This is a genomic window from Chromobacterium sp. INPA-IVC (assembly GCF_059047085.1).
This window is the reverse complement of record NZ_JBTNLS010000003.1, coordinates 253,819-278,932: the sequence shown is the minus strand read 5'-3', so window position 1 is coordinate 278,932 and position 25,114 is coordinate 253,819. Positions and strand designations below refer to the sequence as shown.

General features: G+C 69.0%; 24 protein-coding genes. 1 reads left to right on the top strand and 23 read right to left on the bottom strand.

The features are described from left to right. Positions 1-14 precede the first annotated feature (14 nt). Complete coding sequence (locus tag ACX17K_RS06725) at positions 15-629, bottom strand: glutathione S-transferase family protein (RefSeq protein ID WP_493774210.1); 615 nt, start codon at positions 627-629, stop codon at positions 15-17. Between the two features lie 123 nt (positions 630-752). Further along, positions 753-1,256: a MarR family winged helix-turn-helix transcriptional regulator gene (locus tag ACX17K_RS06720; RefSeq protein ID WP_493774209.1), complete on the bottom strand. Its 504-nt coding sequence runs from the start codon at positions 1,254-1,256 to the stop codon at positions 753-755. 112 nt (positions 1,257-1,368) lie between these two features. Here ACX17K_RS06720 and ACX17K_RS06715 point away from each other — a divergent pair, with 112 nt between their 5' ends. Further along, complete coding sequence (locus ACX17K_RS06715) at positions 1,369-2,256, top strand: EamA family transporter (RefSeq protein WP_104946734.1); 888 nt, start codon at positions 1,369-1,371, stop codon at positions 2,254-2,256. A gap of 3 nt (positions 2,257-2,259) precedes the next feature. On the opposite strand, the gene ACX17K_RS06710 is transcribed toward ACX17K_RS06715, so the two are convergent. The 21 genes from ACX17K_RS06710 to ACX17K_RS06610 all read right to left on the bottom strand — a co-directional run bounded on the left by ACX17K_RS06710 (position 2,260) and on the right by ACX17K_RS06610 (position 25,102). After that, a complete protein-coding gene (locus tag ACX17K_RS06710) occupies positions 2,260-3,837 on the bottom strand; it encodes an aldehyde dehydrogenase (NADP(+)) (RefSeq protein ID WP_493774208.1) in 1,578 nt (525 codons plus the stop codon). Continuing rightward, the gene (locus ACX17K_RS06705; protein WP_493774207.1) at positions 3,837-5,216 is read right to left on the bottom strand and encodes a diaminobutyrate--2-oxoglutarate transaminase family protein; all 1,380 of its coding nucleotides are present in this window, start codon (positions 5,214-5,216) and stop codon (positions 3,837-3,839) included. Before ACX17K_RS06705 ends, ACX17K_RS06710 begins: the two co-directional genes overlap by 1 nt. Positions 5,217-5,252: 36 nt before the next feature. Continuing rightward, the gene (locus ACX17K_RS06700; RefSeq protein WP_493774206.1) at positions 5,253-6,254 is read right to left on the bottom strand and encodes a fatty acid desaturase family protein; all 1,002 of its coding nucleotides are present in this window, start codon (positions 6,252-6,254) and stop codon (positions 5,253-5,255) included. A 64-nt stretch (positions 6,255-6,318) separates the two neighbouring features. Further along, entirely contained in the window at positions 6,319-7,749 is a 1,431-nt protein-coding gene (locus tag ACX17K_RS06695; RefSeq protein WP_493774205.1) for an FAD-binding oxidoreductase, read from the bottom strand. Positions 7,750-7,755: 6 nt separating this feature from the next. Further along, positions 7,756-8,298, bottom strand: coding sequence for a hypothetical protein (locus ACX17K_RS06690; RefSeq protein WP_493774204.1), 543 nt, complete (start codon positions 8,296-8,298; stop codon positions 7,756-7,758). Between the two features lie 58 nt (positions 8,299-8,356). Next, positions 8,357-9,418 carry a TauD/TfdA family dioxygenase gene (locus ACX17K_RS06685; protein ID WP_493774203.1) on the bottom strand — a complete coding sequence of 354 codons (1,062 nt, stop codon included), beginning with the start codon at positions 9,416-9,418 and terminating at the stop codon, positions 8,357-8,359. Positions 9,419-9,432: 14 nt separating this feature from the next. Continuing rightward, positions 9,433-10,095: a class I SAM-dependent methyltransferase gene (locus tag ACX17K_RS06680; protein ID WP_493774202.1), complete on the bottom strand. Its 663-nt coding sequence runs from the start codon at positions 10,093-10,095 to the stop codon at positions 9,433-9,435. A 48-nt stretch (positions 10,096-10,143) separates the two neighbouring features. Then, positions 10,144-11,325 carry a citrate/2-methylcitrate synthase gene (locus tag ACX17K_RS06675; RefSeq protein WP_493774201.1) on the bottom strand — a complete coding sequence of 394 codons (1,182 nt, stop codon included), beginning with the start codon at positions 11,323-11,325 and terminating at the stop codon, positions 10,144-10,146. After that, positions 11,294-13,174 (bottom strand): acyl-CoA dehydrogenase C-terminal domain-containing protein, encoded by a 1,881-nt coding sequence (locus ACX17K_RS06670; RefSeq protein ID WP_493774200.1) that lies wholly within the window; start codon positions 13,172-13,174, stop codon positions 11,294-11,296. The genes ACX17K_RS06675 and ACX17K_RS06670 overlap by 32 nt, the downstream gene beginning before the upstream one ends. Positions 13,175-13,195: 21 nt before the next feature. Further along, positions 13,196-14,179, bottom strand: a complete 984-nt coding sequence (locus ACX17K_RS06665) for a hypothetical protein (protein WP_493774199.1) — start codon at positions 14,177-14,179, stop codon at positions 13,196-13,198. Positions 14,180-14,183: 4 nt separating this feature from the next. Next, a complete protein-coding gene (locus ACX17K_RS06660) occupies positions 14,184-15,731 on the bottom strand; it encodes an acyl-CoA ligase (AMP-forming), exosortase A system-associated (protein WP_493774198.1) in 1,548 nt (515 codons plus the stop codon). Continuing rightward, positions 15,728-16,918 carry a type III PLP-dependent enzyme domain-containing protein gene (locus ACX17K_RS06655; RefSeq protein WP_493774197.1) on the bottom strand — a complete coding sequence of 397 codons (1,191 nt, stop codon included), beginning with the start codon at positions 16,916-16,918 and terminating at the stop codon, positions 15,728-15,730. The genes ACX17K_RS06660 and ACX17K_RS06655 overlap by 4 nt, the downstream gene beginning before the upstream one ends. Beyond that, positions 16,905-17,882: a beta-ketoacyl-[acyl-carrier-protein] synthase family protein gene (locus ACX17K_RS06650; protein ID WP_493774196.1), complete on the bottom strand. Its 978-nt coding sequence runs from the start codon at positions 17,880-17,882 to the stop codon at positions 16,905-16,907. Before ACX17K_RS06650 ends, ACX17K_RS06655 begins: the two co-directional genes overlap by 14 nt. Before the next feature lie 12 nt (positions 17,883-17,894). Continuing rightward, a complete protein-coding gene (locus tag ACX17K_RS06645) occupies positions 17,895-18,884 on the bottom strand; it encodes a ferritin-like domain-containing protein (protein WP_347369403.1) in 990 nt (329 codons plus the stop codon). Positions 18,885-18,894: 10 nt separating this feature from the next. Beyond that, on the bottom strand, positions 18,895-19,443 hold the full coding sequence (locus ACX17K_RS06640; protein ID WP_493774195.1) for a hypothetical protein: 549 nt from the start codon (positions 19,441-19,443) through the stop codon (positions 18,895-18,897). Beyond that, entirely contained in the window at positions 19,440-20,288 is an 849-nt protein-coding gene (locus tag ACX17K_RS06635) for a hypothetical protein (RefSeq protein WP_493774194.1), read from the bottom strand. Before ACX17K_RS06635 ends, ACX17K_RS06640 begins: the two co-directional genes overlap by 4 nt. A 26-nt stretch (positions 20,289-20,314) precedes the next feature. Further along, complete coding sequence (locus ACX17K_RS06630; protein WP_346194064.1) at positions 20,315-20,554, bottom strand: acyl carrier protein; 240 nt, start codon at positions 20,552-20,554, stop codon at positions 20,315-20,317. A 26-nt stretch (positions 20,555-20,580) separates the two neighbouring features. Further along, the gene (locus ACX17K_RS06625; protein WP_493774193.1) at positions 20,581-21,675 is read right to left on the bottom strand and encodes a hypothetical protein; all 1,095 of its coding nucleotides are present in this window, start codon (positions 21,673-21,675) and stop codon (positions 20,581-20,583) included. A gap of 43 nt (positions 21,676-21,718) precedes the next feature. Next, positions 21,719-23,437, bottom strand: a complete 1,719-nt coding sequence (locus tag ACX17K_RS06620; RefSeq protein WP_493774192.1) for an AMP-binding protein — start codon at positions 23,435-23,437, stop codon at positions 21,719-21,721. A 667-nt stretch (positions 23,438-24,104) separates the two neighbouring features. Further along, entirely contained in the window at positions 24,105-24,641 is a 537-nt protein-coding gene (locus tag ACX17K_RS06615) for a GNAT family N-acetyltransferase (RefSeq protein WP_493774191.1), read from the bottom strand. Positions 24,642-24,709: 68 nt separating this feature from the next. Continuing rightward, positions 24,710-25,102: a MerR family transcriptional regulator gene (locus tag ACX17K_RS06610; protein WP_493774190.1), complete on the bottom strand. Its 393-nt coding sequence runs from the start codon at positions 25,100-25,102 to the stop codon at positions 24,710-24,712. Positions 25,103-25,114: the final 12 nt, after the last annotated feature.

Here is a 25,114-nt window from a genome sequence, read left to right as displayed (position 1 = left end):
GTTGTTCCAGTCGTTTAAGCGTTGACGGCCGGCATGGGCAGGAAGCGGGGCAGCGCCTCGACGCGGGCCAGCCAGGCGCGGACATGCGGATACGGCTCCAGCGGGATCTCGCCTTCCGGCGCGCGCGCGGTGTAGGTGTACAGCGCGACGTCGGCGATGGTGGCGGCGTCGCCGGCGAGGAAGGGGCGGTCGGCCAGTTCCTCGTCCATGACCTGGAGCAGCGCCTTGGCGCGGCTGGCGGCCAGTTCGTAGTCCAGCGGCACGCCGCGCCATTTGTGCACTCGAGCCTGGGCGGCGCCGAACGCCAGCGGGCCGGCGGCGGCTGACAGCCAGCGCTGCACGCGCGCTTCGCCGAGGGGATCGGCCGGCAGCCAGTCGCCATGGCCGTAGCGGCGCGCCAGGTAAACCAGGATGGCGTTGGAGTCGGGAATCGTTTCGTCGCCGTCCACCAGCACCGGAATCTGGCCGAAGCGGTTGAGCTTGAGAAAGTCCGGCCGCTTATGCTCGCCTTCGCGCAGATTGACCGGAATGGTTTCGTACTCCAGGCCCAGCAGCGACAGCATCAGCCGGACGCGGTGGCTGTGGCCGGACAGCGTGAAATCGTACAGTTTGATAGCGGGATGGGTCATGCGTTTCTCCTCGGGGAAAAAACGGGATTCGGGCCATCATTCTGCCTGGCAATGACGAAGACATGAATCCCCGCGGCTGACAATGGATCATTCCGCTTTCCGGAATAAGCCGGCTCAGCCGCGCTATGCCTCCAGCGCGGCCAGCAATTCCGCCAGCCGCTTCTCCAGCGCGTCCACGCTGCGGGCCGGCAGCGCCGACAGGATCGCGTGCTCATTGGCGACGTGGCCTTCCAGCGCGCGCTCCACCAAGGCGAAACCTTCGCCGCTCAAGCGCACCAGCGTGCTGCGCGCGTCCTGATCGCTGGCTTCGCGCACGATCCAGCCTTTGCCCTCCAGCACCTTCAGCCTGTGGGTCATCGTGCCCGAGGTGACCATCAGCGACGAGAACAATTCAGTCGGCGCCAACTGGTAAGGCGCGCCGGCGCGGCGCAGCGTGGCCAGCACGTCGAACTCCCAGCCGCTGAGGCCGTATTCGGCGAACACGCCGTCCAGCCGTTGCGACAGCAGCGCGGCGCAGCGGCTGAGCCGGCCGATCACGCCCATCGGGCTGACGTCCAGATCCGGGCGCTCGCGCGCCCATTGTTCGAGTATGCGGTCTACCGCGTCGCCGGGAAGGGCATTGTTCATGCCGTCTCCTTGTCTTGGTTGCAAGATTAGTTTGCCTTGAATTCAAGATAAATGTTATCTTGAATTCAAGTTAATAATGTCTGAATTATAAGCACAAGCGGAAGGATTGCCCATGTCTGCGGAAAACGAAGCCGGCCACTGGCGCGACGTATTGCTCACTGCGCTCACCCCGGTGATCTGGGGTTCCACCTATATCGTCACCACCCAGCTGCTGCCGCCGGACCGGCCATTCATCGCCGCCTTGCTGCGGGTATTGCCGGCAGGCCTGTTGCTGGTGTGGATGGGCGGCTGGCGCCCGCGCTCGGCGGAGTGGGGCAGGTTGTTGATCCTGTCCGCGCTCAATATCGGCGCGTTCCAGGCCTTGCTGTTCGTCGCCGCCTACCGGCTGCCGGGCGGCCTGGCGGCGGTGGTGGGCGCTTGCCAGCCTTTGCTGGTGATGGCGCTGGCCTGGCGGCTGGACAGCAGGCGGCCGGCGGCGCTGGCGCTGTGGGCCAGCCTGTCGGGCGTGGCCGGCATGGCGGCGCTGCTGCTGTCGCCGGGTTCGAGCTGGGACGGGCTGGGCATGCTGGCGGCTTTCGGCGGCGCGGTGGCGATGGCCTGCGGCACTTACTTGACCCGGCGTTGGCAACTGCCGGCTCCGGTGACGGCGCTGACCGGCTGGCAATTAACGCTGGGCGGGCTGATGCTGCTGCCGTTGGCGCTGGCCGTCGATCCGCCGCTGCCCAGCCTGGGCTGGGCGCAGGTGGCCGGCTACGCCTACCTGGGCTTGTTCGGCGCGCTGCTGGCTTATCTGCTGTGGTTCCGCGGCATCGCGCGGCTATCGCCGGTGGCGGTGTCGTCGCTGGGCCTGCTCAGTCCGCTGACCGCGGTGATTCTGGGATGGGCGCTGCTGGGACAGGCCTTGTCCGCGCAATCGCTGCTGGGCATGGCGGTGGTGCTGGCCAGCGTGCTGGCCGTGCAGTGGAGCGGCGCCGCGCCGGCGAGGAGCGGGCGCGGCTGACGCTCAGTCCCGGCGCCAGTCGCCGTCCACCCGCCGCCACAGCCGCAGCGGATTGTCGTCGGCCAGCTGCGGCGGCAGCAGCGCCGCCGGCAGGTTTTGGTAGCATACCGGCCGTAGAAAGCGGTCCATCGCGGCCAGGCCGACCGAGGTGGCGCGGCTGTCGGAGCCCGCGGGGAACGGTCCGCCATGCACCATGGCCGGCGATGTCTCCACCCAGTTGGGAAACGCGTTGGCCAGCACCCGGCCGGCCCGCGCTTCCAGCAGCGGCAATAACCGGCGCGCCAGCGGCAGGTCGGCGTCGTCCATATGCAGCGTAGCGGTCAGCTGGCCGTCCAGGCCGGCCACGATCGACAACAATTCATCTTGATCGTGGCAGGCGACGATCAGCGCGCAGGGGCCGAAAACTTCCTCGGCCAGTTCCGGCCGCGCGGCGAAGCCGGCGGCGTCTATTTCGAACAGCGCCGTTTGCGCCGCGTACGGGCTGCCGCCGGCTTGGCCGGACGCCAGCTCGGCGACGCCCGGGGTATGGCGCAGCCGGTGCAGCGCGCTCTGGTAGGCGTCGTGGATGGCCGGCGTCAGCATGGCGTCCGCCGGTTTGGCCGCCGCCGCGTTTGCCGCGGCGCGGCGGAACCGGTCCAGATCCTCTCCCTCCACCGCCAGCAGCAGCGACGGGCAGGTGCAGAACTGGCCGGCGTTCAGCGCCAGCGCGTCCACCCAGCCCGCGGCCATGGCTTCCGCCCGCGCGGCGAGCGCATGCGGCAGCGCCAGCACCGGATTCAGACTGCCCATCTCGGCGTATACCGGAATCGGCCGAGGACGAAGCGCGGCCGCGCGCATCAGGGCTTCGCCGCCGCGGCGCGAGCCGGTGAAGGCTACGGCGGCGATGGCCGGGTGTTCGACCAATTGCCGGCCCAGCGCGTGGCCATCGGCGATCAGCAGCGAAAACACGCCGCCAGGCAGGCCGCAGTCAGCGACGGCCTGTCGGATGACCCGGCCGGTCAATTCAGATACCCCGGGATGGGCTGGATGCGCCTTGACCACCACCGGGCAGCCGGCGGCCAGCGCCGAGGCGGTGTCGCCGCCGGCCACCGAGAACGCCAGCGGGAAGTTGCCGGCGCCGAATACCACCACCGGCCCGATGGGCACGCGCCGGACGCGCAGGTCGGGGCGCGGCGGCAATTTGTCGGGCTGGCCTGGTTCCAGCGCCGCGCCGGCATCCAGGCCCTGGCGCGCGGCGCGCGCGAATTGGCGCAGCTGGGCGACGGCGCGGCCGCGTTCGACGATCAGCCGCGCTTGCGGCAAGCCGGTTTCCCGCGCCGCCCGCTCCAGCAGCGCGCCGCCCAGCGCCAGCAGGCCGGCGGCGATGGCCTCCAGCAGGCGCGCCCGCGTTTCTCCGTCCGCGGCGGCGAAAGGCGCGGCGGCCTGGCCCGCCAGCAGGCAGGCGCGCTCCGCGTCGGCCGCGCCGCCGCAGCCGAACGCGGGCGCCAGCGTCTCGCCGCTGGCCGGGTCCAGCGCGCGCAGCGCGCCTTCGCGGCCGTAGACCGGCTCGCCGCCTATCAGCATTTCTCCGCGGATGTCCATCAGCCCTCCATCGCCTCGCGCATCGAGCGCTCCAGCTTCTCTACCGCTTCATCCAGTTCGTCCTCGCTGATCACCAACGGCGGCAGCAGCCGCAGCACGGCCGAATGGCGGCCGCCGGTTTCGATGATCAGGCCATTGGCCAGGCAGCGCTTCTTGATCGCCCGCGCCAGTTCGCCGTCGCCCGGGCGGCTGCCCAGCGCGTCTGCCGGCGCGGCCGGGTCGACGATCTCCACGCCCCACATCAGGCCGCGGCCGCGCACGTCGCCGATGATGGGCAGCCGCTCGGCCAAGCCGCGCAGCGCGGCGCCCAGGCGCTCGCCCTTGGCGCCCGCCTGAGCCACCAGTTGTTCGGACTGGATCACTTCCATCGCGGCGGCGCCAGCCGCCATCGCGATCTGGTTGCCGCGGAAGGTGCCGGCATGGGCGCCGGCCTGCCAGGCGTCGTATTTCTCGTGGTACAGCAGCAGCGCCAGCGGGAAGCCGCCGCCGACCGCCTTGGAGATCACCACCGCGTCCGGCTCGATGCCTGCGTGCTCGAAGGCGAACATGTGGCCGGTGCGGCCGAAGCCGGTCTGGATTTCGTCGATGATCAGCGGAATGCCCAGCCGCGCGGTGATGTCGCGGATGCCGCGCAGCCAGCGCGCCGAGGCCGGGATCACGCCGCCTTCGCCTTGCACCGCTTCGACTATCATCGCCGCCGGCGGGATGATGCCGCTTTCCGGATCGCTCAGCGTGCGCTCGATGTAGGCCAGCGAGATGTCTTCGCCGCGCTCGCCGCCGACGCCGAACGGGCAGCGGTAGGAATAGGGATAGGGCAGGAAATGCACGTCGGGCATCAAGGACGCCACCTGGCGCTTGGCGCCGAGATTGCCGGTGAGCGCCAGCGCGCCGGCGGTCATGCCGTGGTAGGCGCCGTGGAAGGCCAATACGCCGCGGCGGCCGGTGGCGGTCTTGAACAGCTTGATCGCGGCTTCCACCGCGTCGGCGCCGCTGGGGCCGCAGCTCTGGACGCGGACGTGGCGGGCGAAGTCCGGCGGCAGGCATTCCAGCAGTTTGCGCAGGAAGCGGTACTTGGCCGGCGTGGTGATGTCCAGCGCCTGGGTCACGTGTCCGGATTGCAGGAATTCGATCACCCGCGCCTGCACCTGCGGGTGGTTGTGGCCGGTGGCCAGCGTGCCGGCGCAGGACAGGCAATCCAGGTACTCGCGGCCGGCGCGGTCGAAGACGCGGGCCAGGCGGCCGCGCTCGATCACCGTGTCGATGGAGTTGGCATAGGTGCGGGCGCCGGATTCGCGCGCTTTGACGAAGTCGTACATTTCCTGCCAGTCAGGCGCGTCGCTGTGCGAGACGGGGGCGTCCAGGAGTTCGGTTGCGGTCATGGGGCACCTTGTTGTCGTGTGAGGGGTGGAAGGACGCTAGCGGAGCAGGCTGTTCATCAGCCCTTTGTCGTTCTTGCCGAAATACCGGGGCCACAACATGGCCTGGGCGCGGAAAGTAGGGTCCCGCAGCAGCAGCGCGTGCAGCCGCGGCAGGTTGTGCAGCGGCACCGAGGGAAACAGATGGTGCGCGATGTGGTAATTGATGTTCAGCGGCGCCAAAGTCAGCCGCTCCAGCCAGCCGGCGTCGACGTGGCGGGTGTGGGACAGCTCGGGGCCGCTGTCGTCCAGATTGTGCTCGGCGACGATGCGGACGCGCATGAACGCCAGGCATAGCGTGTGCAGCGGCAGCAGCCACAGGACGATCAGCCAGGGCCAGGCGCCGCTGGCGATGGCCGCCGCGGCGACGATCAGCCAGAAGGCGGCGAATTGCAGCCGCTCTGAGCGGGTCAGCAGTTTCTCGCGGTTGTCGATGACGGCGCCCCAGCCGGTCCAGTAGCGCAGGATAGGCCGCCAGGCCGCGAAGTTCAGGCAGAGCAGGTCGCGCAGCAATAGGCGGCGGAAGGACTGGCGGCTTTGCGGAAAGCGGTAGGCGGGGTCTTCTACCAGCCTGGCCCAGTACGGGTCGTTGGGACGGTTGGTGAACACGTGATGGGGCAGGTGGCCGCGCCGGTAGCAGGAGGTAACCATGCCGGCGGGGAACGCGCACAGCCAGTTGCTGACCAGCTCGTTCAGGCGGCGGTTGGAGAACAGCCGGTAATGGGTGGCGTCGTGCATGATGATGCCCAGCGCGTGCTGCTTGCAGGCGACCAGGAAAAAGGACAGCGCGAAGCAGGCGGCGACCGCGGCCCAGCCGGCGGCCGACAGGGCGTCGACGCCGCCCTGCAGCTCCAGGACGATGAAGGGCAGCGCCAGCGCGGCGGCGATGGCCAGCCACTGGCGGGCGATCAGCCACAGGCTGCGCAGGGGGTGTATGCGTTGCAGCGCTTGCGCCTCGGCGGCGTATTTGCGGCGATAGTTGACGGTCTGGCCATCATTCACGGTTGCGCACTCCTGTCTGTTGGGCTTGCTTGCAAGCCGGGTTCGACAACGGAAAACGTCCCACTCAGTCGTAGCGGTGGCGGCCCAGCGCCGCCGACGGGTCCAGCAGCCGTTGCAGCCCGGCGGCCAGCCGCTGCGCGCCGGCGTCGGCGAATTTGCGGTAGAACGCCGCGTTCAGCGGGCCGACGCCGTGTTCGGCGCTGAAGCTGCCGCCGTGCTCGGCCACCAGCCGGTACAGCCCGCTTTTCAGCACCGCCAGCTTGGCCGGGCCGTAGGCGGCGGCGTGTTCGCGCGGCAGCAGGGCGATCAAATGGCAGCCGCCGTCGCCGAAGTGGCCGAAGTCGTACAACTGCAGCGCGGGATGCTCGGCGGCCAGCCAGCGCTCGGCGGCGGCGTGGAAGGCAGGCAGCCGCGAGCGCGGCAGGCCGACGTCGAACGATAGCGGCAGGCCCTCGGCCGCCAGCGCCAAGGGCAGGCTGTCGCGCAGCGGCCACAGCGCCTCCGGCCGGGCGAAGGCGGCGTCGGCGACCAGCCCGCGCTCATGCAGGCCGGCCAGCAGCGATTCGGCCTGTTCCCGCAGCAGCGCGTCCAGCCCCGGCATCGCGCTGGCGATTTCCACCAGCGCGTAGCAGCCGGCCGGCGAATCGGCCAGCGGATGGCGCAGCGCCGGAAAGTGGCGCAGGGTGACGGCCAGCGCCGGCGCGCCGATCACCTCGAACGCCGACAGCATCTCGCCGAAGCGTTGCTCGCAGGCGTCCAGCGCCGCGAGCGCCGCCTCGCGGCCGGGCAGCGCGGCGAACAGCGTCAGCGTCGAGGCGTCGCGCCGCTTCAGGTCCCAGGACGCGGCGGTGACCACGCCCAGCGCGCCGCCGCTGCCGACGAACAGCTGCTTGAGATCGATGCCGGCGTTGTTCTTGCGCAGCGGGGCGGTCAGATCCAGCACGCTGCCCTGCTCGTCGGCCAGCACCACTTCCAGCCCCAGCAGATTGCGGCGGACGTCGCCGTGGCGCAGCAGCCGGCTGCCGCCGGTGTTGGAGCCGACCAGGCCGCCGACGGCGGGGTCGCTGCCGACGTCGATCGGCAGCCACAGGCCGTGCGGCTCCAGTTGGCGGTTCAGCTCCGACAGCGGCATGCCGGCCTCGGCCACCGCGCTGCGGTTCAGCGGGTCGAAGGCGCGCAGGCGGCGCATCCGCGCCAGCGACAGCGCCACCTGGCGGCCGGAACCATCGGGCACCGCGCCGCCGACCAGGCCGCTGAGATTGCCCTGCGGCACCAGCCGCGCGCGGTGGCGGACCGCGGCGCGCAGCAGCGCGCTGACGGCGGCGGCGTCGGACGGCAGCAGCACGGCGGCGGCCTGGCCGCGGCAACTGGACGCGTCGGCCTGGTAGGGCGCGCAGGCGTCGCCGTAGAGCAGCGCGTCCGGCGGCAGCAGCGCGGCGGCTTCGGCCAGGAAAGCGTCCAGCCCGGCGGCGGGGGCGAGCAGGGCGGCGTCCATCGCGCCTTACCTCGCCAGCGCCAGCTGTTGCGCCAGCCGGCCGCGGATCAGCAGCACCGCCAGCACCGGCGCCACGCCGCCCAGCAGCGGATCGGCGCGCAGCCACAGCGCGATGCCGGCGGCCAGGCCGGAAGCCAGCAGCAGCCAGGCGGACATTCGCCGCACCTGTTCCGGATCCGGATGCGGCTCGCCGATGAAGCCGAGCGGCGACAACAGCGTGGCGGCGAGGCCGATGGCGAACACCGAGGCCAGCGCCGGCGCGGCGCCGTAGCCGCGCCCCCACAGATCGACCGCCTGGGCCGAGGCCAGGGCCAGCAGTCCGCCTATCGCCAGGTAGAGATCGACGCCGAGCGCGATCCAGCTGCCGGCTCGCCGCTTAAGCAGCCAGGCCGCGTGCGGCAGCGCCAGCAGGCCGCCGGCGAGGTAGGCGGCGGCCCAGCGCGCGCCGGCGTCGCCGGGGCCGAAACGGCCCCAGAGCAGAAAGGCGATCGCCGGCGCGAAGGCGGCGGCGTGGATGAGATAGGAACGGACCCATCGCGGAGGAAACATGGACATCTTCCTTCATCTTGCTTGGCATGGCCGCGCGCCGGATGGCGCGCGGGACGGCTCAGTCGAACAGCGCGACCTGGATTTCGCGCGGGCCCTGGAAGGGGTTGCGGCCGTGGGCGACGGCGATGTTGTCCAGCAGCAGCAGGTCGCCGCGCTGCCAGGGGAAGGCGATTTCCTCGGCCTCCAGCGCGTCGTAGACCGGCGCGATGTCTTCCGGCGCGATGGCCTCGCCGTCGCCCATCCTCACTTCGTACGGCCGCGCCGGCCGGTCGCGGTACAGCAGCCGGATGTATTCGTAACCGGCCGCGCCCATCGAGCGCGCGTTGTTGTGCTGGGTGGACAGCTGGTTGAACCAGATTTCCTCGCCGGTGGCCGGATGGCGCGCGGTGGCGCCGCCGACGTGGGATACGGTCAGACTGCCATCGTCCAGCCAGCGGTAGTCCAGATCGGTGTCGCGGCACAGTTGTTCGATGCGGGCCGGATCGTCGCTCTGGAATACGTCGTCCCAGGGACGGTGATATTCGCGCAGCGTGGAGTTGCGCGGCTCGCCGTCGGCGCTCGGGCGGCGGAAATTGCGCAGGTACTGGATGCCGCGCGCGCGGAAGCGCTCCACCAGCTCGGGCGGCAGCCGCCGCGTCACCGCCCGCATGTCGCAGATCACGGTCTCGCCGCCGCTGTCCGACGGTTGTTTGCAGAAGAAGGCCAGTTTGCGCGGGTAGTGCGCCATATAGGCCTTTTCCTGGTGCAACCCTATCTTCAGCGAGGGGGGGATGCGGGTGGACTCGTAGACCTTGCCGTCTATATTGCGGCGCGGCGTGGCGCCGCCGATATAGCCGAAGGCGTGCTCCGGATGCAGCCCGGCGATGGTCTGGAAATCGGCGGTGTCGCGCAGCGCGAAGCCGCGCAGCAGCAGGCTGCCGTATTCCAGCAACGCCTGCTCCAGCGCCGGCAGGCTGCCGCGGTACCAGTCGGCGACCGCGGTCGGGTTGTCGCGCAGCGCTTGCTCCCTGGGCGTGATCAGCAGCGGCATCCGCCACGGCGACAGCGGGCGGCAGTCCACCCGGCCATCGTCTTCCAGGGCGAGCCGGCGGCGCGGCGCCGTATCGGCGGCATGTTCCATCGTCTTCTCCTCGCTCAGGCCGGCAGCGGCTTGCGGATCAGGATTTCGAAGCCCAGCGCGCCCAGGCCGATGCCGGGGCTGGTCACCGCGCTGCAATCGGCGAGGCCGGCCTCGGCCACCAGCGCGCGCGCCTCGTCCAGCGTCACCTTCTCCTCGACGTGGGTGGGCGGGTAGCCGACGGCGGCGCGCATCTGGGTGAATTTTTCCAGCAGCGCCGGCGATACGTCGCGGCGCATGTCGTGCACCAGGCCGATGCCGCCCGGCTGCAGCACGCGGTACATTTCTGTCAGGCTCTTGAGCTTGTCCGGCAGGTGGTGCAGCGTGGCGCGGCTGACCGCCATCGCCAGGCTGCCGTCGGCGAACGGCAGGTTCTGCGCGTCGCCGACTTTCAGCTCGATCACGCTTTCCAGCCCCAGCTCGGCGATGCGCGGGCGGCCGCCGTCCAGCATGGTTTCATCCAGGTCCAGGCCGACGAAGCGCCAGTCCTTGAACACCGGGTCGGCGGCCAGGCGCACCGGCACCACGGCGGTGGCTGTGCCGATGTCGACCAGCGCGCCGGGCGTCATGTCGCGGGCCAGCTGGCGGATGCGGGCGACGAACAGCACGTCCCACGGCTCCAGCGCCTGGGAGGCGAAGCGGTCGTACTCGTCGGCGGGACGGAGGTTTTTCAGTAGCATCGGGTTTCTCCAATTAAACAAACAGGGTGGCGAGCGGCTTGGTCGCGTTCAAAGCCAGCCGACGGGGACGGTGGCCAACAACTTCCGGGCCGCCTTGCTGCTGACGCCGAAGGCGGGCCGGTCGCGGCGTTCTATCGCGTGCGCCACCATCGCGGCGACGCGGGCGCACAGGCCCAGGCCCACGCCCCAGCGCGGTTCCTCCACGCCCAGGTCCAGCAGCGCGGCGGCGGTGATGAAGTCGATGTTGGGCCGCAGGCCCTTGCGCTCCAGCGCGCGACGGCAGGCGAGGTCGAACAGCCGGATATGCGGGCCTTCGAAGCCCCATTCGGCGAACAGCGCGCGGATGCGCGGCGGGCGCGGGTCTTCGACGAACAGCGGATGGCCGAAGCCGAACAACAGCTGGCCGGGCGAATCCAGCGCGGCGTCGACGGCGGCATGGACCGCGTCGTCGCCGGCGTCCGGGCCGATGGCTTTCAGCCAGGCCAGCGCCTCCTCGGCGGCGCCGACGTGCTTGGGGCCGCTGGCCATGAAGCCGGCCGCCACCGCCTGCGTCAGGGTGACGCCGGTGCCGATGGCGACGCGCGGCACCAGCACCGTCGGCGTGATGTAGCCGAAGCCGGCGTGCCAGGCCACCAGCAGCGCATCGACGACGCGGATGGCGGTCTCATCGCGGCGGACGGCGCGCATCGCGGCCAGCACCCGCTCGGCGTGGCGGCCGCCGCCGGCCTCGGCCTCGCCGCTCAGCGCCGCCGCCAGGAAGACCGGCGCGCAGGCGATGGCGGCCAGGCCCTGGATGAAGTCCTCGTCCTCCGGCAGGCCGCTGGCGGCCGCCTGTTCGCGGGCGACGTTCTCCAGCGCCGACAGGTCGGCCAGGAAGCCGCAGGCGGCGGCTTGAACCATGCCGGCGCCGCTGGCCGCCACTGTCCGCGCCGCGGCGATGGCGGGCCGGCCGGCTTCGCCGACCAGCGCCTCGGATACGGCGGCGAGCGCGGCGTCCACCGATTCGGCGACGGCGGGTTCCGGCATCTCGCCGAACCACACCCGCCACAGCGCGCTGGCGAAATCGATGCCGCCTATCAATTCGTTCAGATTGCTGCCGCGCACCCACAGGCCCTCGTTGGGCTCGATGGTGGCGCCGTCGATGTCCGTGCCGCGGTACAAGGTGCGGGGGCCGCCGAACAGCGATTGCGGCGCGGCCTCAGATGGCGGCGTGGCGACGGTCTGCGTCATGGCGGTCCTCCTGGGCGAGTTCGTCGATGGCGACGGCGACGGCCGCGGCCGGCAGGTCGGCGATGATCCGGCCGTGCAGGTGCACGGTCGGCAGGATATTGGCGAAGAAATAGCGGGCGGTTTTCAGCTTGCCGCGGTAGAAGGCGGCCTCGGTCTGCGGCAGCTCCCGCTCCAGCGCGCGCGCGGCGAGATGGGCGCCTTCCAGCAGCGTCCAGCCGGAGACGGTGTAGCCCAGCATTTCTAGGAAACGGGTGTAGAACTGGCTGCTCTCCCGCATGCGGCCGTCGCGCACCGCCTCGCCTATCCGCTCCAGCGCCGCTTCCACGGCGGCCATCGCCTCGTCCAGCTGTCGCGACAGCGGCGCCGATTCGGCGGAGGCGTCGGCGTTTTCCAGGAAGGCGTCCAGTTCCTCGCGCAGATATTTGATCAGGCGGGAGTTGCGGCCGAAGCCCAGCTTGTCGCGCACCAGATCCTGCGCCTGGATGTAGTTGGTGCCTTCCCAGATCGACAGGATCTTCACGTCGCGCGCGTTCTGCTCCACCGGGTAGGCGTCGGTGTAGCCGATGCCGCCGTGCACCTGTATCGCCAGTTCGCAGATCCGCCAGGCCTGGTCCGAGACGAAAGCCTTGCACACCGGGGTCAGCAGCTGGACCAGCTTGCGCTGTTTCTCCACCTTCATCTCGTCCGGCGCGGCCTCGGCCTCCAGCGCGAAGGCCTCGGTGGAGGCGGCGGTGAGCTTGCCCAACAGGCCGCGGCAGCCTTCGACGCGGGCTTTCATCTCCAGCAGCATCCGCTGCACGTCGCCGTGCTCGGCGATGGGCAGGCTGGGCGCGCCGCTATCCGAGGTGCGTTCGATCGCGCGGCCTTGCAGGCGTTTGGCGGCGAACTCCACCGAGTGCAGATAGGCCGACGAGGCCAGGCCCAGGCCGATGACGGCGGTGCTGATGCGCGCCTGGTTCATCAGCGGGATCAGCTGCAGCAGGCCGGCGTTCTTGCGGCCGCCCAAGAGCACGCCGCGGGTGACGCCCTGGCGGCCGAAGACCAGCCGGGTATTGGCGCAGCCCTTCAGGCCCATCTTCACCGGCAGCTCGGCGCACTCGACGAAGTTTTCCTCCAGCTCGCCGGTTTCCGGATTCGGCCAGAAGCGCGGCACCAGCAGGCAGGACAGCGAGTAGGAGCTGCCGCCGGCGTTGCCCAGGCGGCCGAGCACGAAGTAGACGGTGTTGTCGGTCAGGCTGTGCATGCCGGCCGAGATGAACACCTTCTCGCCGGTCACCGCGTAGACGCCGTCCTGTTCCAGCGGCTCGGCCAGCGTCTTCACCGCGGTCAGGTCGCTGCCGGCCTGGGCCTCGGTGGCGCAGAAGCAGGCGTCCCATTCGTGGCGCTGCAGCTTGTCCAGGTAGACGGCCTTTTGCTCCGGCGTGCCGTGCAGGCGGAACAATTTGATCGCAGGCAGGTTGAAGCCGCCGTAGGTCATGAAGGCCGGATTGGCGCCCATGAACATTTCCTGGATGGCTTGGCGAACGATGGGCGGCAGCGCTGGGCGGTGGACGTCGCCGCCATTGCCCAGCACCGGCACCCATTCCTGCTTGTAGCGCTGCCACAGCGGGTGGAACTCGCGCGGGATCTCCACTTCGCCGTTGGCCAGCAGCCGGCATTCCTGGCGGTCGGACGCCTGGTAGGCGCGGCCCAGATCCAGGGCGAAGGCGCGCGCTTTCTCCAGCAGGAGGTCGTAGTGGTTGCGGTCCTTGTCGTTGAACGGCGGCCGCGACAGGAAGCGGCGCGCGGCCTGGTTCTGCTCCCACAGGAAGAAGCGCAGTTCGCGCAGGCTGACTTTGTAAGCGGACATATCGTTTTTCCTTGTTGGCGTTCAGGCCGCGGCGGAAACCCTGGCCACGACGGCGCCGGCGACGCCACACAGCGCGGCGTCCCACAGCAGGGCTGTGGCTTGCTGGCCCGGCCGCAGCGAGGCGCGCAGCTCCATCAGCGCCAGCAGCGGATCGGCGTTGGAAAGATGGCTACCCGCGCGCGCCATGCGGCGTTCCGGCGCGATGCCCAGTTCGTCGGCCACGCGGGCGGCGAAGGCGGGGCCGAAACCGGCCGGCAGCATGCAGTCGATGTCGGACGGGCGGATGCGCGCCTTGTCCAGCGCCGCGCGCGCGGCGGCCAGGGCCAGCGGCAGCAGCTGGCCGGCCAGCCGCTCCGGCGCGAGCGCCCACGGATTGGCGATGGCTTCGCCGTAGTGGACGGCGTGGGATTCGATCTCCCCCCAGCCGCCTTCGCCGCCGTCCAGCAGCATCGCCGCCGCGCCGTCGCCGTAGGCCACCAGATCGCCCCAGGCGCGAAAGAAGGGGTACAGCCATTTGTCGGTGGCCACCAGCAGCACGCGGCCGCCGAGCCGAACCAGCGCGTCGACCAGGGGCAGCGCGTTGTAGGCGCCGGCGGTGCCGGACTGGCCGACCGCGAACGGCAGCGCGTCGTCCAGGCCCAGCGCGTGTTGGACGCGGCCGGCCACCGATTCGTTGATGCGCTGGTTCAGCGAGGCGCTGGCGACGACGATGTGGCTGACCGCGGCCAGTTCCTCGGCGGCGATCTGCTCGCGCAGCGCGGCCACGGCCTGCAGCGCCAGGTCGGCGTGGCTGAGTTTGGCCTCGGCCACCGGCAGCGAGGCTGGGGAGCCGGGCATCAGCCGCAGGCTTTCCGCCTCGTCCAGCCGGCCCTTGCCGCGCGGCAGCGCGCTGGCGGCGGACGGGAACAGCAGATGGCCGTAGCCGAAATTGCGTTCGGCGGCCTGCACGCCGTGGAAGTCGGTGCGCTCCGGCACGGCGGAGGCGATGGCGCGGATTCTGAGCATGGCGTCACCCGTTGATGGTGGAGGAAGAGGCGAACAGGCCGATCAGCCGCTGTTTCAGCTCTTTGCGGTCTATCTTGCCGTTGGGATTGCGCGGCAGCGGCTCGGCGTGGAAGGCCAGGCGCTGCGGCGCCATATAGCCGGGCAGCCGCTCCCGGCACAGCCGGAGCAGATCGGCCTCGGCCACGCCGTCCGCCGCGTACAGGCTAACGACGATGGCCTCGCCCAGCATCGGGTGGGGCACGCCGAAGGCGGCCGCTTCATGGACGCCGGGCAAGGCGAACAGGATTTCCTCCACCTCGGTGGGGCTGACGCGGTATCCCGAGGTCTTGATCATGTCGTCGCCGCGGGCGACGAAATACAGATAGCCTTCGTCGTCGCGGTAGACGATGTCGCCGGACCAGACGGCGACGTCGCCGCGCGGAATCTGGCCGTGCGGGCCTTGCCACGGCCGGAAGCGGTGCGCGGTCAGCTCGGGATCGTTCCAGTAGCCCAGCGTGACGAAGGCGCCGCGGTGCACCAGCTCGCCCGGCTCGCCCGGCGCGCATTCGCCGCCGTCGGGCCGCAGCACGCGGATGTCGGCGTTGGGCACGGCCTTGCCGATGGAGCCGGGGCGGGCGGCGGCGTCTTCCGGCTGCAGATAGGTGGAGCGGAAGGCCTCGGTCAGGCCATACATCAGATAGGGCCTGGCTTGCGGAAAGGCTTGGCGCAGCTTGTCCAGCAACGGACCCGGCATGTGGCCGCCGGTATTGGCGAAGCGGCGCACGCGCGCGCCGGTTTGCGCCGGCCAGTCGGCGGCCATCAGCTGCATCCACAGCGGCGGCACGCCGGTGATGGCGGTGACGCCGTGGCGCTCGCAGAAGGCGGGCACTTCGTTGGGCTGCAAAAAGTCCAGCGGCGCGTAGCAGGCGGCGCTGGCCAGCGCGGTGGTCAACTGGCTGAGGCCGGCGTCGAAGCTCAGCGGCAGGATGCCGAGTATCACGTCGTCTTCGGCCAGGCCCAGGTAGGCCGACACGCTGTCGGCGCCGGCCACCAGGTTGCGCTGCGACAGCACCACGCCCTTGGGACGGCCAGTAGAGCCGGAGGTGTACAGGATGGCGGCAGGGTCGTTGTCGACCACCGCTGGCTCCGGTGCCGCCAGCGAGGCCTCGGGCAGCGCTTCCAGCCGCCAGGCGTCGAGCGTCAGCCCGTCCAGCGCCTCTTTGAGCCGCTGCAGCCGGGGGCTGCTGCTGAGCAGCAGGCGCGCGCCGCTGTCCTGCAGGATGTGACGCACCTGGGCCGGCTTCAGTTGCGGGTTGATCGGCACCAGGATGGCGCCGCGGGCGTTGATGGCCAGCATCATCGCCACGGTGTCGTATTGTTTGCCGGCGTACACCGCCACCCGGTCGCCGGGCTGGATGTCGGTGGCGGCCAGCCGTGCGGCGTGACCGCGGACGTCGGCCAGCAGCCGGGCGTAGTCGGCGCGCGTGTCGCCCTGGACGAAGGCCGGCCGACCTCCGTGGCGCTCGGCGCTCAGTTGCAGCAGATGATAGAGGCTGACGCGGGCGCGGTTCATTCGCTTGCTCCGGACTGGTGGATATAGGCCCCGGCCGCGCCCAGGGATAGGAAGCCGCTGACGCTGTAGCTGGGATGGTAGGCGCCGCATTGCTCGAAGATCACCAAGTCGCCGACGCCCGGCGCGGCGATGGCCTCCGGCTGCCAGCCGATGATGTCGGCGCGGCTGCAGGTGCTGCCGACGTACTGCGCCGGAGCCGTCGCCGCGCCGTCGGCGGCTGGCTGGCGGCGCAGCAACCGGGGCCGCGCGTATTTCTTGATCGCGGATTCGGTGCGGGCCAGCAGGAAGTTGTGGCTGAGGCCACCGTCGCAGACGGCTACCGCGCGGCCGCCCAGCGTCTTCACCGCACGCACGCGGGTGGCGAACAGGCCGGCGCCGGCGAAGATGCCGCGGCCGGATTCGTGGACCAGCCGGAAGCGGCGGTGCAGCGGGGCCAGGCGCTCGCGGTAGGCGGCGAAAGCGGCCTCGTCGTCGTGGAAGCGCTCGCCGAAGCCGCCGCCGCAGTTGAGGAATTCGATCGGCGCGCCCGTGGCGCCGGCCGCGTCGGCGGCGAAGGCGGCCAGCGCATGGGCGAGGTCGGCGGAGTCGCCGCCGCTGTCGTCGACGCGGAACTGGTGCGAGCCGGCGAAGCTGTGCAGGCCGATCACCGGCACGTCGGCTCGGCTCAGCGCCGCCGCGGCCAGCAGCGCTTCCTGCGGGCTCATGCCGAAATGGTCGGCCGGCTCGCGGCGGCGGCCCGGCATCAGCTCGGCCGCGTTCAGCCGCAACACGGTCTGCGGCGCCGGCTGCTTGCCCATCAGGCCGGCCAGCCGCTCGGCCTGGCCCAGGCTGTCGATGATGAAGACGCAGCGCGAGGCCAGCGCGGCGCGCATGAAGGTTTCGTCCATCGAGGGGTTGTTGACGTACTTGGTCGCCGCTATCCGGCCGACGGCGAGGTCCAGCTCGCCCAGGCTGGCCAGCTCCACGCCGTCGACGAAGCCGTGGCCGCAGCGCGTCAGCAGCTCCAGGTTGGAGTTGGCCTTCAGCGACACGATCAGTCCGGTGTCGAGCAGCTCGCGCAGCCTGCGGTAGCGCGCCAGCACGATGGACGGGTCGAACACGTAGCCGGGGGTCTTGACGTCCCACAGCCACTGGATGGCTTGGTCGTCTTCCGGCAGCGGGATGGAGAGGGCGTCAGTTTGAGTCATGGCTGGCCACCGGGTGCAGGGTGAGGGCGGAGAAGGCGCCGCTGTTGGATTGGGTGACGCTGAGCAGATGGCGGCCGGCGTCCACTTCGGCCAGGCCGATGTCGGCCAGATTGACCGCCAGGTCCGAGCAGCAGGCGTGGCCCTTCAGCAGGATGTTGTCGGCGCGCAGCCTGTCCAGCGGGATGTCCAGCGCCTTGCAGATGGAGATCCAGCCCTTGTGGTCGGAGTTGTGCGGCAGCAGGCAGCCGTAGTCTTCCAGCGCCACGCCGCTGTCGGCCACCGCTTGCTGCATCACTTTGCGGGTGTAGTGCCATTCCAGGTTGATCATGTCGCGCTCCACCGCGGCATTGGTGTCCGAACCCTGGTGCCATTTGCCGTAGTTGCGCAGCGCCAGCGCGCCGATGCGGTTGCGGCCGCAGTCGCGGCTGACCAGCAGGCAGGCGGCGCCGTCGCTCTGGATGCCGGACATCTGGCGCAGGCGGAAGCGTTCGCCGTAGACGCGGTCGACCGATACGATGATGGCGTGGCGCAGCTCGGCGTGGCTGGCCATCAGCGCGCCGGCCAGCTGGATCGCCGCGGCGTTGGACGAGCAATTCAGCTGGTTGACCGAACCGGCCCACAACGGCCGCAGGCCGAAGCGGGAAACCAGCTCCAGCGGCAGGCTGCGCGGCGCGGCCGGCACGCTGAACAGCTGAGTGTGCACATGGATCACCGCGCCGACGTCGGCCGGCTTGAGGCCGGTTTCGTCGAACAGCCGCGCCATCGCGCATTCGGCCAGCTCGACCTCGCCTATGTCGGGCGCGGCGTGAAAGTGGCGGCAGCCGGAGCGGATGATGGCCTGGACGCGGGCATCCGGCCAATTGTGCTGGCCGGCGCAGGCTTCGATATCCTGCAGCTCGCCGGGAAAATGGTAGGCGGCGGCCGTGATGCCCATTTGGACGGGAATGCTGGCGATGCTTGTCATGCGTTTTCCTCCTCAGGCCGGCAGCGGCATGGCGGCGTAGTCCATCACCTGCAGCTGCTCGAACACCCGCTGCACGCGCGGGCTGAGCAGGCCCATCTCGCGTATAGTGGGCACCAGGCGGCGGAAGATGGAGCGGCGCATCGAGCTGGTGACCGGGGAGTTCCGCACCAGGTGTCCGCACTCCTTCTTCGACAGGCCCATCGGCTCCCAGATGTCGTCTGCGCACAGGTGTTCGTGCAGGGTGTTGGCGCCCTCGGCGACGAATTCCTCGCGCTCCTTGCGCTCGGTGTCCGTCATCTCCTTGTAGACGCGGCACAGCGTGATGCGGCCGATGGCGAAGTGGCGGGCCTCGTCGCGCTGGATGCGGGTGACCAGATCGCGGATGAACGGGTCCTGGGTGTAGGCGACGATGCTCTGGAACAGCGACAGCGCGATGCCTTCCACCAGCACCTGCATGCCGAGATTGGTGATGTCCAGATGGCTGCTGGTGATGGTGTCGCCCAGCAGGCTCTTCAGCGACTGGCTCATTGGATAGCTGATCGGCAGCTTGTCGTTGACCAGGCGGCCGAAGGCCTCGATGTGGCGGGCCTCGTCCATGATCTGGCCGGCGGCGCACAGCCGCGCCGACAGGCTCTCCTCGGCCACCGCCAGCTTGGACGCGCAGATCAGCGCCGCCTGTTCGCCGTGCAGCACCTGAGACAGGGTCCAGCCCTGGGAGTGGTGGCGCACTTCGGCGCGGCCCTTGGCGTCCAGCTTGTTCCAGACATCGCTGCCGTAGATCAGCAACGTACCGTCCGGCATGCCCAGCGGGTTGTCGGCGTTCAGCTCGCAGCTCCAGTCGAGATCGGTGTTGACGTCCCACTGGTTGGCCTTGGCTTTCTGGTAGATGGCGTTCAGGCTGTCGTCGCCGAAGTCGTAGTTTTCGGACATGAACGCGTCCAGCGCGAAGTTCCATTTATACGGCTGGGCGGCATCCATCCGCGTCTCTAGCGTCGCTTGCATATCGATTCCTCTATCGCGTGGCGTCGGCGGCGGGGCCGCCGTCGGTCAGATCCAGAAAGCGGGGCGCCAGCGCGTCGAGCGCGGGCAGGAGCAGGGCGGCCGGATCGGGCTGGCCTGCGTTCCAGAAAGCCAGGCGCAGCGTGTTGTCGCCGGCGTCCCACAGGTCGCGGCGCACGCGCTCGGCGGCGATCCAGGCCACCGGCGCCGGATCGAGGCCGGCGCGCTGCGCGGCTTCCCGTTGCAAGCCGGCGCCCACCGTCACCCGCGCGTCCAGCAGCGAGGCAGGCAGCGCCAGGTCCATCGCCGGCAGCCGCAGCTGCACGAACAGCCGGCAGCGCTCGCCTAGCCCAGACCACGCTTGCCGGACCAGGCGGTCCAGCAGCGCGTAGTACTGGCGGTGATTGACCAGCACCGGCGTCGGGTTGGCGCGCGCGTAGGCGTGGCGGCGCGCGTAATCCGGCGTTTCCAGCAGCGGCAGGTTGACGCTGGCGCACGGCGCGGCGCGGCCGTGGTCGGGGTTGCGCGTCAGGCGCAGCGCCAGGGTTTGCTGCGGTGTCATGCGGCCTCCAGCGAGTGGCGCAGGTCCGGCGCGAAGGCCAGTTCGGCGATGGAGAAATAGCCGTTCAGCGCCAGCGAGGCCAGCACGCAACGCCCGCCGGCGTAATCTTCCCCAGCCTCCATTTCCGCCAGCAGCGACAGCCAAGGGTCGCTGCCGAAGGCATGGCCGAAGCGCGGGTAGTGGTCGGGGTGGGCGGCGGCGGCGTCGAAGCTCTTGAACAGCGCATGGCGGGTGGCTTCGGGGAAGAATGGCAGCGCCAGCGGGATGCCGGGGCGGGGCTCGGTGAAGCGGCCCAGCGCGCGGCCCATCATGGTCAGCGCGTGCGCTTGCGGCGCGGCGCCCAGCAACAGCGCGCCATCGCCGCCGTCTGGGTGGATGTCCAGCAGCAGCGTGGCGATGCCGAAGCCGGAGCGGCCCCAGCGGCTGGTGCCGCGCCAGAAGGCGAAATTGTGGATGTCGACGTCGACGATCTGCAGCAGCAGCCGGCGGGGGCCGGTCAGTCTGGCCTTGTCTTTGACGTGGCGGAGGATGTAGCCCCAGCCGGTGCATTCGTAGCCGTTGGTGATCCAGTCCGGCTCGCGGCCGCAGCCGTCGGCGATGGCCCGGCGGAAGCGTTCCGCTTCCGGGGTGTCGTCGGCCAGGTACTGGGACAGCACGGTGGAAGTGACGACGTAGTCGTCGATGCGGGCGCCCGCCGCGTGGCGGTCGGCCTCGGCGCCTGCGCGGCGGCCGAGTTCTGCGGCCGCTTCGGCCAGGGGCGCCGACGCCGAGACGAACGGCGTTTCCGTCTGGCGGTAGGCGACGACGTCGACCCGGAATGCGGGCGGCGTTTGCGGTTCGGTCATGGCGGTCCCCGGCCTCGGCGTGGCGATCAGACGGTCTGCTGCTGCAGCTGGGCGTCCAGCTGTTCCAGCGTGGTGAATTGGGTGATGTTCAACTGCTCCGGGTCGATCGAGCCGTACAGTTGCTCGCAGAACACGATCAACTCGACGACGTTCAGCGAGTCGATGCCCAGCTCGCCGAGGCCGACGTGGGTGTCCACGGTTTCCACGTTCAGGATCTTGGCGGTTTCCTTGCGCAGCATTTCCAGGGTGTTGATGGTTTCGGACATGGTGTTTCTCCTTCGTTTGGGTAGGGTCAGGCGGGGTGGATGCGCGCGGCGGCGCGCAGCTCGTGGTAGCAGCGGTAGGAACTGCCTTCCATCTTGGTGAAGGCCATCAGGTCGCGCTGGTCGGCGAAGCGCTCGACGGCGCCGCTGGACACCAGATGCAGCAGCAGCTCGTTGGAGGCGAATTTCAGCGCCAGCACCTTGTGCACGTCTTCGCCGGCATAGGTGCCGGACTGCGTCTTGGACCGGGCGGCGGCGGCGATGAAGTCGCGCGCCGCGCGCTCGTCCTCGCCCAGCCGCAGCCGTCCCTGGCCATGCAGCCATTCGACGTGGGCCATCAGCGCCCGCACCAGGAAGGGCCGCACCGTGGTCAGGTATTTGTTCAGAGCCGCCGGGCCGCCGGCCTTCAGCTTGTCGGCGGCGGCCACCGTCACTTCGCCGCGCACATTGCCCAACTGCACCACGTCGTCGAGGAAGCTGTCGCCGCAGAGGCTGCGCTGCAGCGTCGCGTACTGTTCGGGCCAGACCAGGAAAGCGGACGGGAAGAAGCTGCCCGGCGTGCGAGCGGCGACGATGGCCATGCCGTCCAGGTTGGCGTACATGCCCCAGACCTTGTCTATGCGCAGCTTGAAGCCATCGCCGTCGGGCTGGGCCACGGTGCGCCAGCTGCCCAACGTCGGGCCGCCGGCGTCGCTCATCAGGAAGCGCAGATTATTGCCGCTGTCTATGCAGGCGCAGGCCCGGTCGTATTGGTCCGGCGTCAGGAACAGCGAAAACAGGATGCGGGCGAAGGTGCGCATGAAGGGCTTGTAGTGCGGCGCCAGGCCATCTTGGCGTATCTGCTCCAGTATGCTTTCGCTGAGCGCATGCTCGCGGTGTTCCAGCGGCACCGGCGCGTGCGCGCTGGCTTCCGGCGCGGCGAATGGCTGCGCCGTCTGCCGGATCAGCATGTCGGAATCCAGCAGCCGGGCCGAGGCGCGCGCCACGATGGCGGTGAGGCCGGCGGGCATTTCGCCGTAGCTGCGCAGCCGCTGCAGGACAGGCTGGGCGGCCAGTTCCGGCAAGCCGGGGGCCTGAGTGGCGGGCGCGGCGACGCCGTCCGCCAGCGGAGTGGTGGTGTGCATGGGGCTTCCGTTTGATTGTGAGGGAGGGGCGCTGGCGCCGCCGTCAGGCCGTCGTCGCGGTTTCCTGATCCACGTCGCGCAAGGCCTGTTCGATGTAGAGGCCGCGGCATTTCAGCCTTTGCAGCTTGCCGCTGGTGGTACGCGGCAGGCTGCCGTTCGCGACGAAGACGATGGCGTGGGCGCCGAAGCCGAAGCGCTCGCGCAGCAGGGCCTGCAGTTCGGCCCGCAGCGCGGTTTGTTGGTCTTCGCGGTCGAACTCGATCATCGCGATCAGGTTCTCGGTGCCCTGGGTTTCGTCGTAGACGCCGGTGGCGGCGATGGCGTTGCCGCCTGCCAGCAGCGGATGGGCGGCCAGCGCGTCTTCTATTTCGTGGGGGAAATAGTTGCTGCCGCGGATGATGATGATTTCCTTCTGCCGACCGAGCACGAACAGCTGGCCGTCGGCGAGATAGCCCAGGTCGCCGGTGGCGAACCATTCGCCCGGCCGATAGGGCTCGTTCTGCCCTTCGGCGGGAAGATAGCCGGACATCAGCGAACTGCCGCGCAGCTGGATCTCGCCGATTTTGCGGGCCGCGGCCTCGGCGCCGTTGGCGTCGACCACGCGCAGCGACATGCCGGGAATCGGCTTGCCCATCGCCAGCACCGTTTCCGCGGCGCGCGTCCGCGCGTCGGCGGGGCGGGCGACGGCCTCGGCGACGAGGGCGTCGGAATCGATCCGGTCGGGAATCAGATAGGAAAACGACTGGCTGTCGTAGCCGGTGGTGGCGTCGTGCATGGTGGCGGCCAGCGTGGTCTCCGCCATGCCGTAGCACGGCTGCAGCGCGGAACGGGACAGCCCGTGCGCTTCGAACACCCGGGAAAATTCCCGCAGGCAGGCCAGGTCGACCCGCTCGGCGCCGATGAAGATGTTGCGCAGGCAGGAGAGATCGACGTCCTGCATGGACGCGGCGCGGTAGCGGCGCACGCAGTATTGCAGGCCGAAGGTGGGCGTGGCCGTGGTGGTGGCGCCGAAGGAGGCGATGCGCTTGAGCCAGCCCAGCGGATTGCGGATGAAGCCGGACGGCTGCATCAGCAGCAGCGGCGCCTGGTAGTAAAGATTGGACAGCAGCGTGACCAGGCCCATGTCGTGGTAGAGCGGCAGCCAGCTGGCGGAGGCGTCGCCGCACGCTGGATCGTAGCCGACGACGCCGCCGATGCCGCGCACATTGTCGATGACGTTGCGGTGGCTCAGCACCACGGCTTTGGGGCGGCCGGTGGAGCCGGAGGTCAGCTGCACGTGGTGGGCGTCGTCCGGGCCGGCGCGGAAAGGCTGGATCGAACCGGCGGCCTCGGCTGCCAGCTCCACCTCCGCGGTGGAGAGCACGCGCACCGGCAGCCCGGCGAGTTGCTGTCGCAGAATGTCGGCCTGAGGCGGCGCCGCGATCAGCAGGCGCGGCGAGAACAGCCGGCAGGCGAGATGGATCTGGTTGCGCGAAGAGTCGGCTTGCGTCCGGCCCGGCAGCGGCGCGGTACAGGGCAGGGCGCCCAGCAGCGCGCAGCCGGTTTGCAGCAGCAGATGGTCGATGGAGGCGGGCAGCGCCAGAATGACGAGATCGTTGCGTGACGCGCCCAATTCGCGCAGGGCCGCGGCGACGGCCAGCGCGCGCCGGGCCAAGTTGGCATGGGAGATTCGTTTTTCTTCGCCGTTTTCCTCAAATATGGCGATGTGTCGCTCTGCGCCCGACTGAGGATGCTCCAGCGCAGATAGAATGGCGTCCGTCATTGATGCGTGGTTCTGCAATTTCCGAATCTCCTGCAGTTCTACTAAACGTTATTCTTGCGTTGCATCATGCGGATATGGGTTTGATTTTATTTTTTATGAAATTAGCATTTGATTTTTTCGAAAATAATACGACCACGTTGCTTTGGTGTGAACCTGTTATCTAGGACAGGTTTTTGAGTATATTTTTGGGTTTATTTTTTGAAAGTTTCGAATGAGAAAACGAAAGGAAATATTTATCGATGGCTAAATTAATACCAGTTTATTGACTGAAATTGGTGAGAAAATAGCTGAAAAGTTTACTATGTATTGGATTTGTGATTGAAAGATATGGTTTGGTGGCTGAAGGTGTGATTTTATGCGTGATGGGATAAGAGGATGGGTCGTGGCTATCTTAAATCGATTGGGCGCGTGATGTTATGTAATCGTTAGTAATGTTATTTAGACTAATAGGATGCGTTAGTCTTATTTTGCGGCGCTATATTTTCCGCCCGCAGGCACGCTGAAAATGCAGTGAAATATTAATGTTTTCGTCGTTAAGCTTGATGCGGGCGTTGGATTGCTATCGGGAGCGGTGGGCTGATCAAATACTGGTGGTCTCTGTGAAGCTTGACCCGCGCGGTCGGTTGCCGGGGGAGATCGTGGCGGCAAGCCGCCACGGTATGGGCATTCAGGGCCGAGGATTGTCTGGCGCGGCGTCGGCGCTCAAACGAGCCATCATCAGGACGTTTTTATAGCGGCTATCGATGCGTACTGCGTTGCGCTTGCGGCCTTCGAGTTGGAAGCCATGCTTTTCATAAAGCTTGATCGCGTTGAGATTATCCTCATGCACGGTTAGCTCCAGACGGCGGAGGCCGCGCTGTTCCGCTAAGTGCAATGTGCTTTCCAGCAACCATCCGCCCAGGCCCATGCCGCGGTAGCGGGGAAGCAAGCCCATGCCCAATGTGCCGCCATGCTGACAACTAGGAAGGCGATGAAGGGTGACATCGCACCACCCGACGACCTGGTCGCCGTCCAGCAATAACAAATGCGGCGCTTGGCTGGCCAGTTGGCCGCGCACATATGCCGCCGAGTCCGCTTGCGCGATTTCCAGAAATGGCATGTAGCGCCGCTCTCTGGCCACGCTGTCCGTCAACTGCCAGAATGCCTCGGCGCGCTCGGGGGTGAGCGGCTGCAGCGTGTATGGGGCGATGTACGGGCTGGGCATGATGGCATCTCCTGAATCGGGGCCATCATTCTGCCGAAGCGGAAATGCCAATGCAATAATCTGTTGGGTCAGGCCGCCGCGCCGCCGCTGGCGATCACGCCGCGGCAGTGCGCTTCGAGCGCGCCGATTTCGTCCAGCACCGCGTCGATGTCACGGCGTTGCTCTTCCAGCTGGCGCCGCCGGGCCAGCAGCAGGTCCAGCAGCTTCTGGGACTGGCTGGCTTCATCGTGGGCCAGCTGGTACATGTCTATGATTTCGCGGATTTCCGCCAGCGACAGCCCGATGCGCTTGCCGCGCAGGATCAGTCTCAGCCGAGCGCGGTCGCGACGGGTGAACAGGCGTTGGCGGCCGTCGCGCTGGGGCTCGATCAGGCCTTGCTCTTCATAGAAGCGGATGGTGCGCAGGGTGACGTCGAATTCGCGCGCCAGATCGGAGATGGTGAATAGTTCGGCTGGGGTCATAGATTTCCTTAC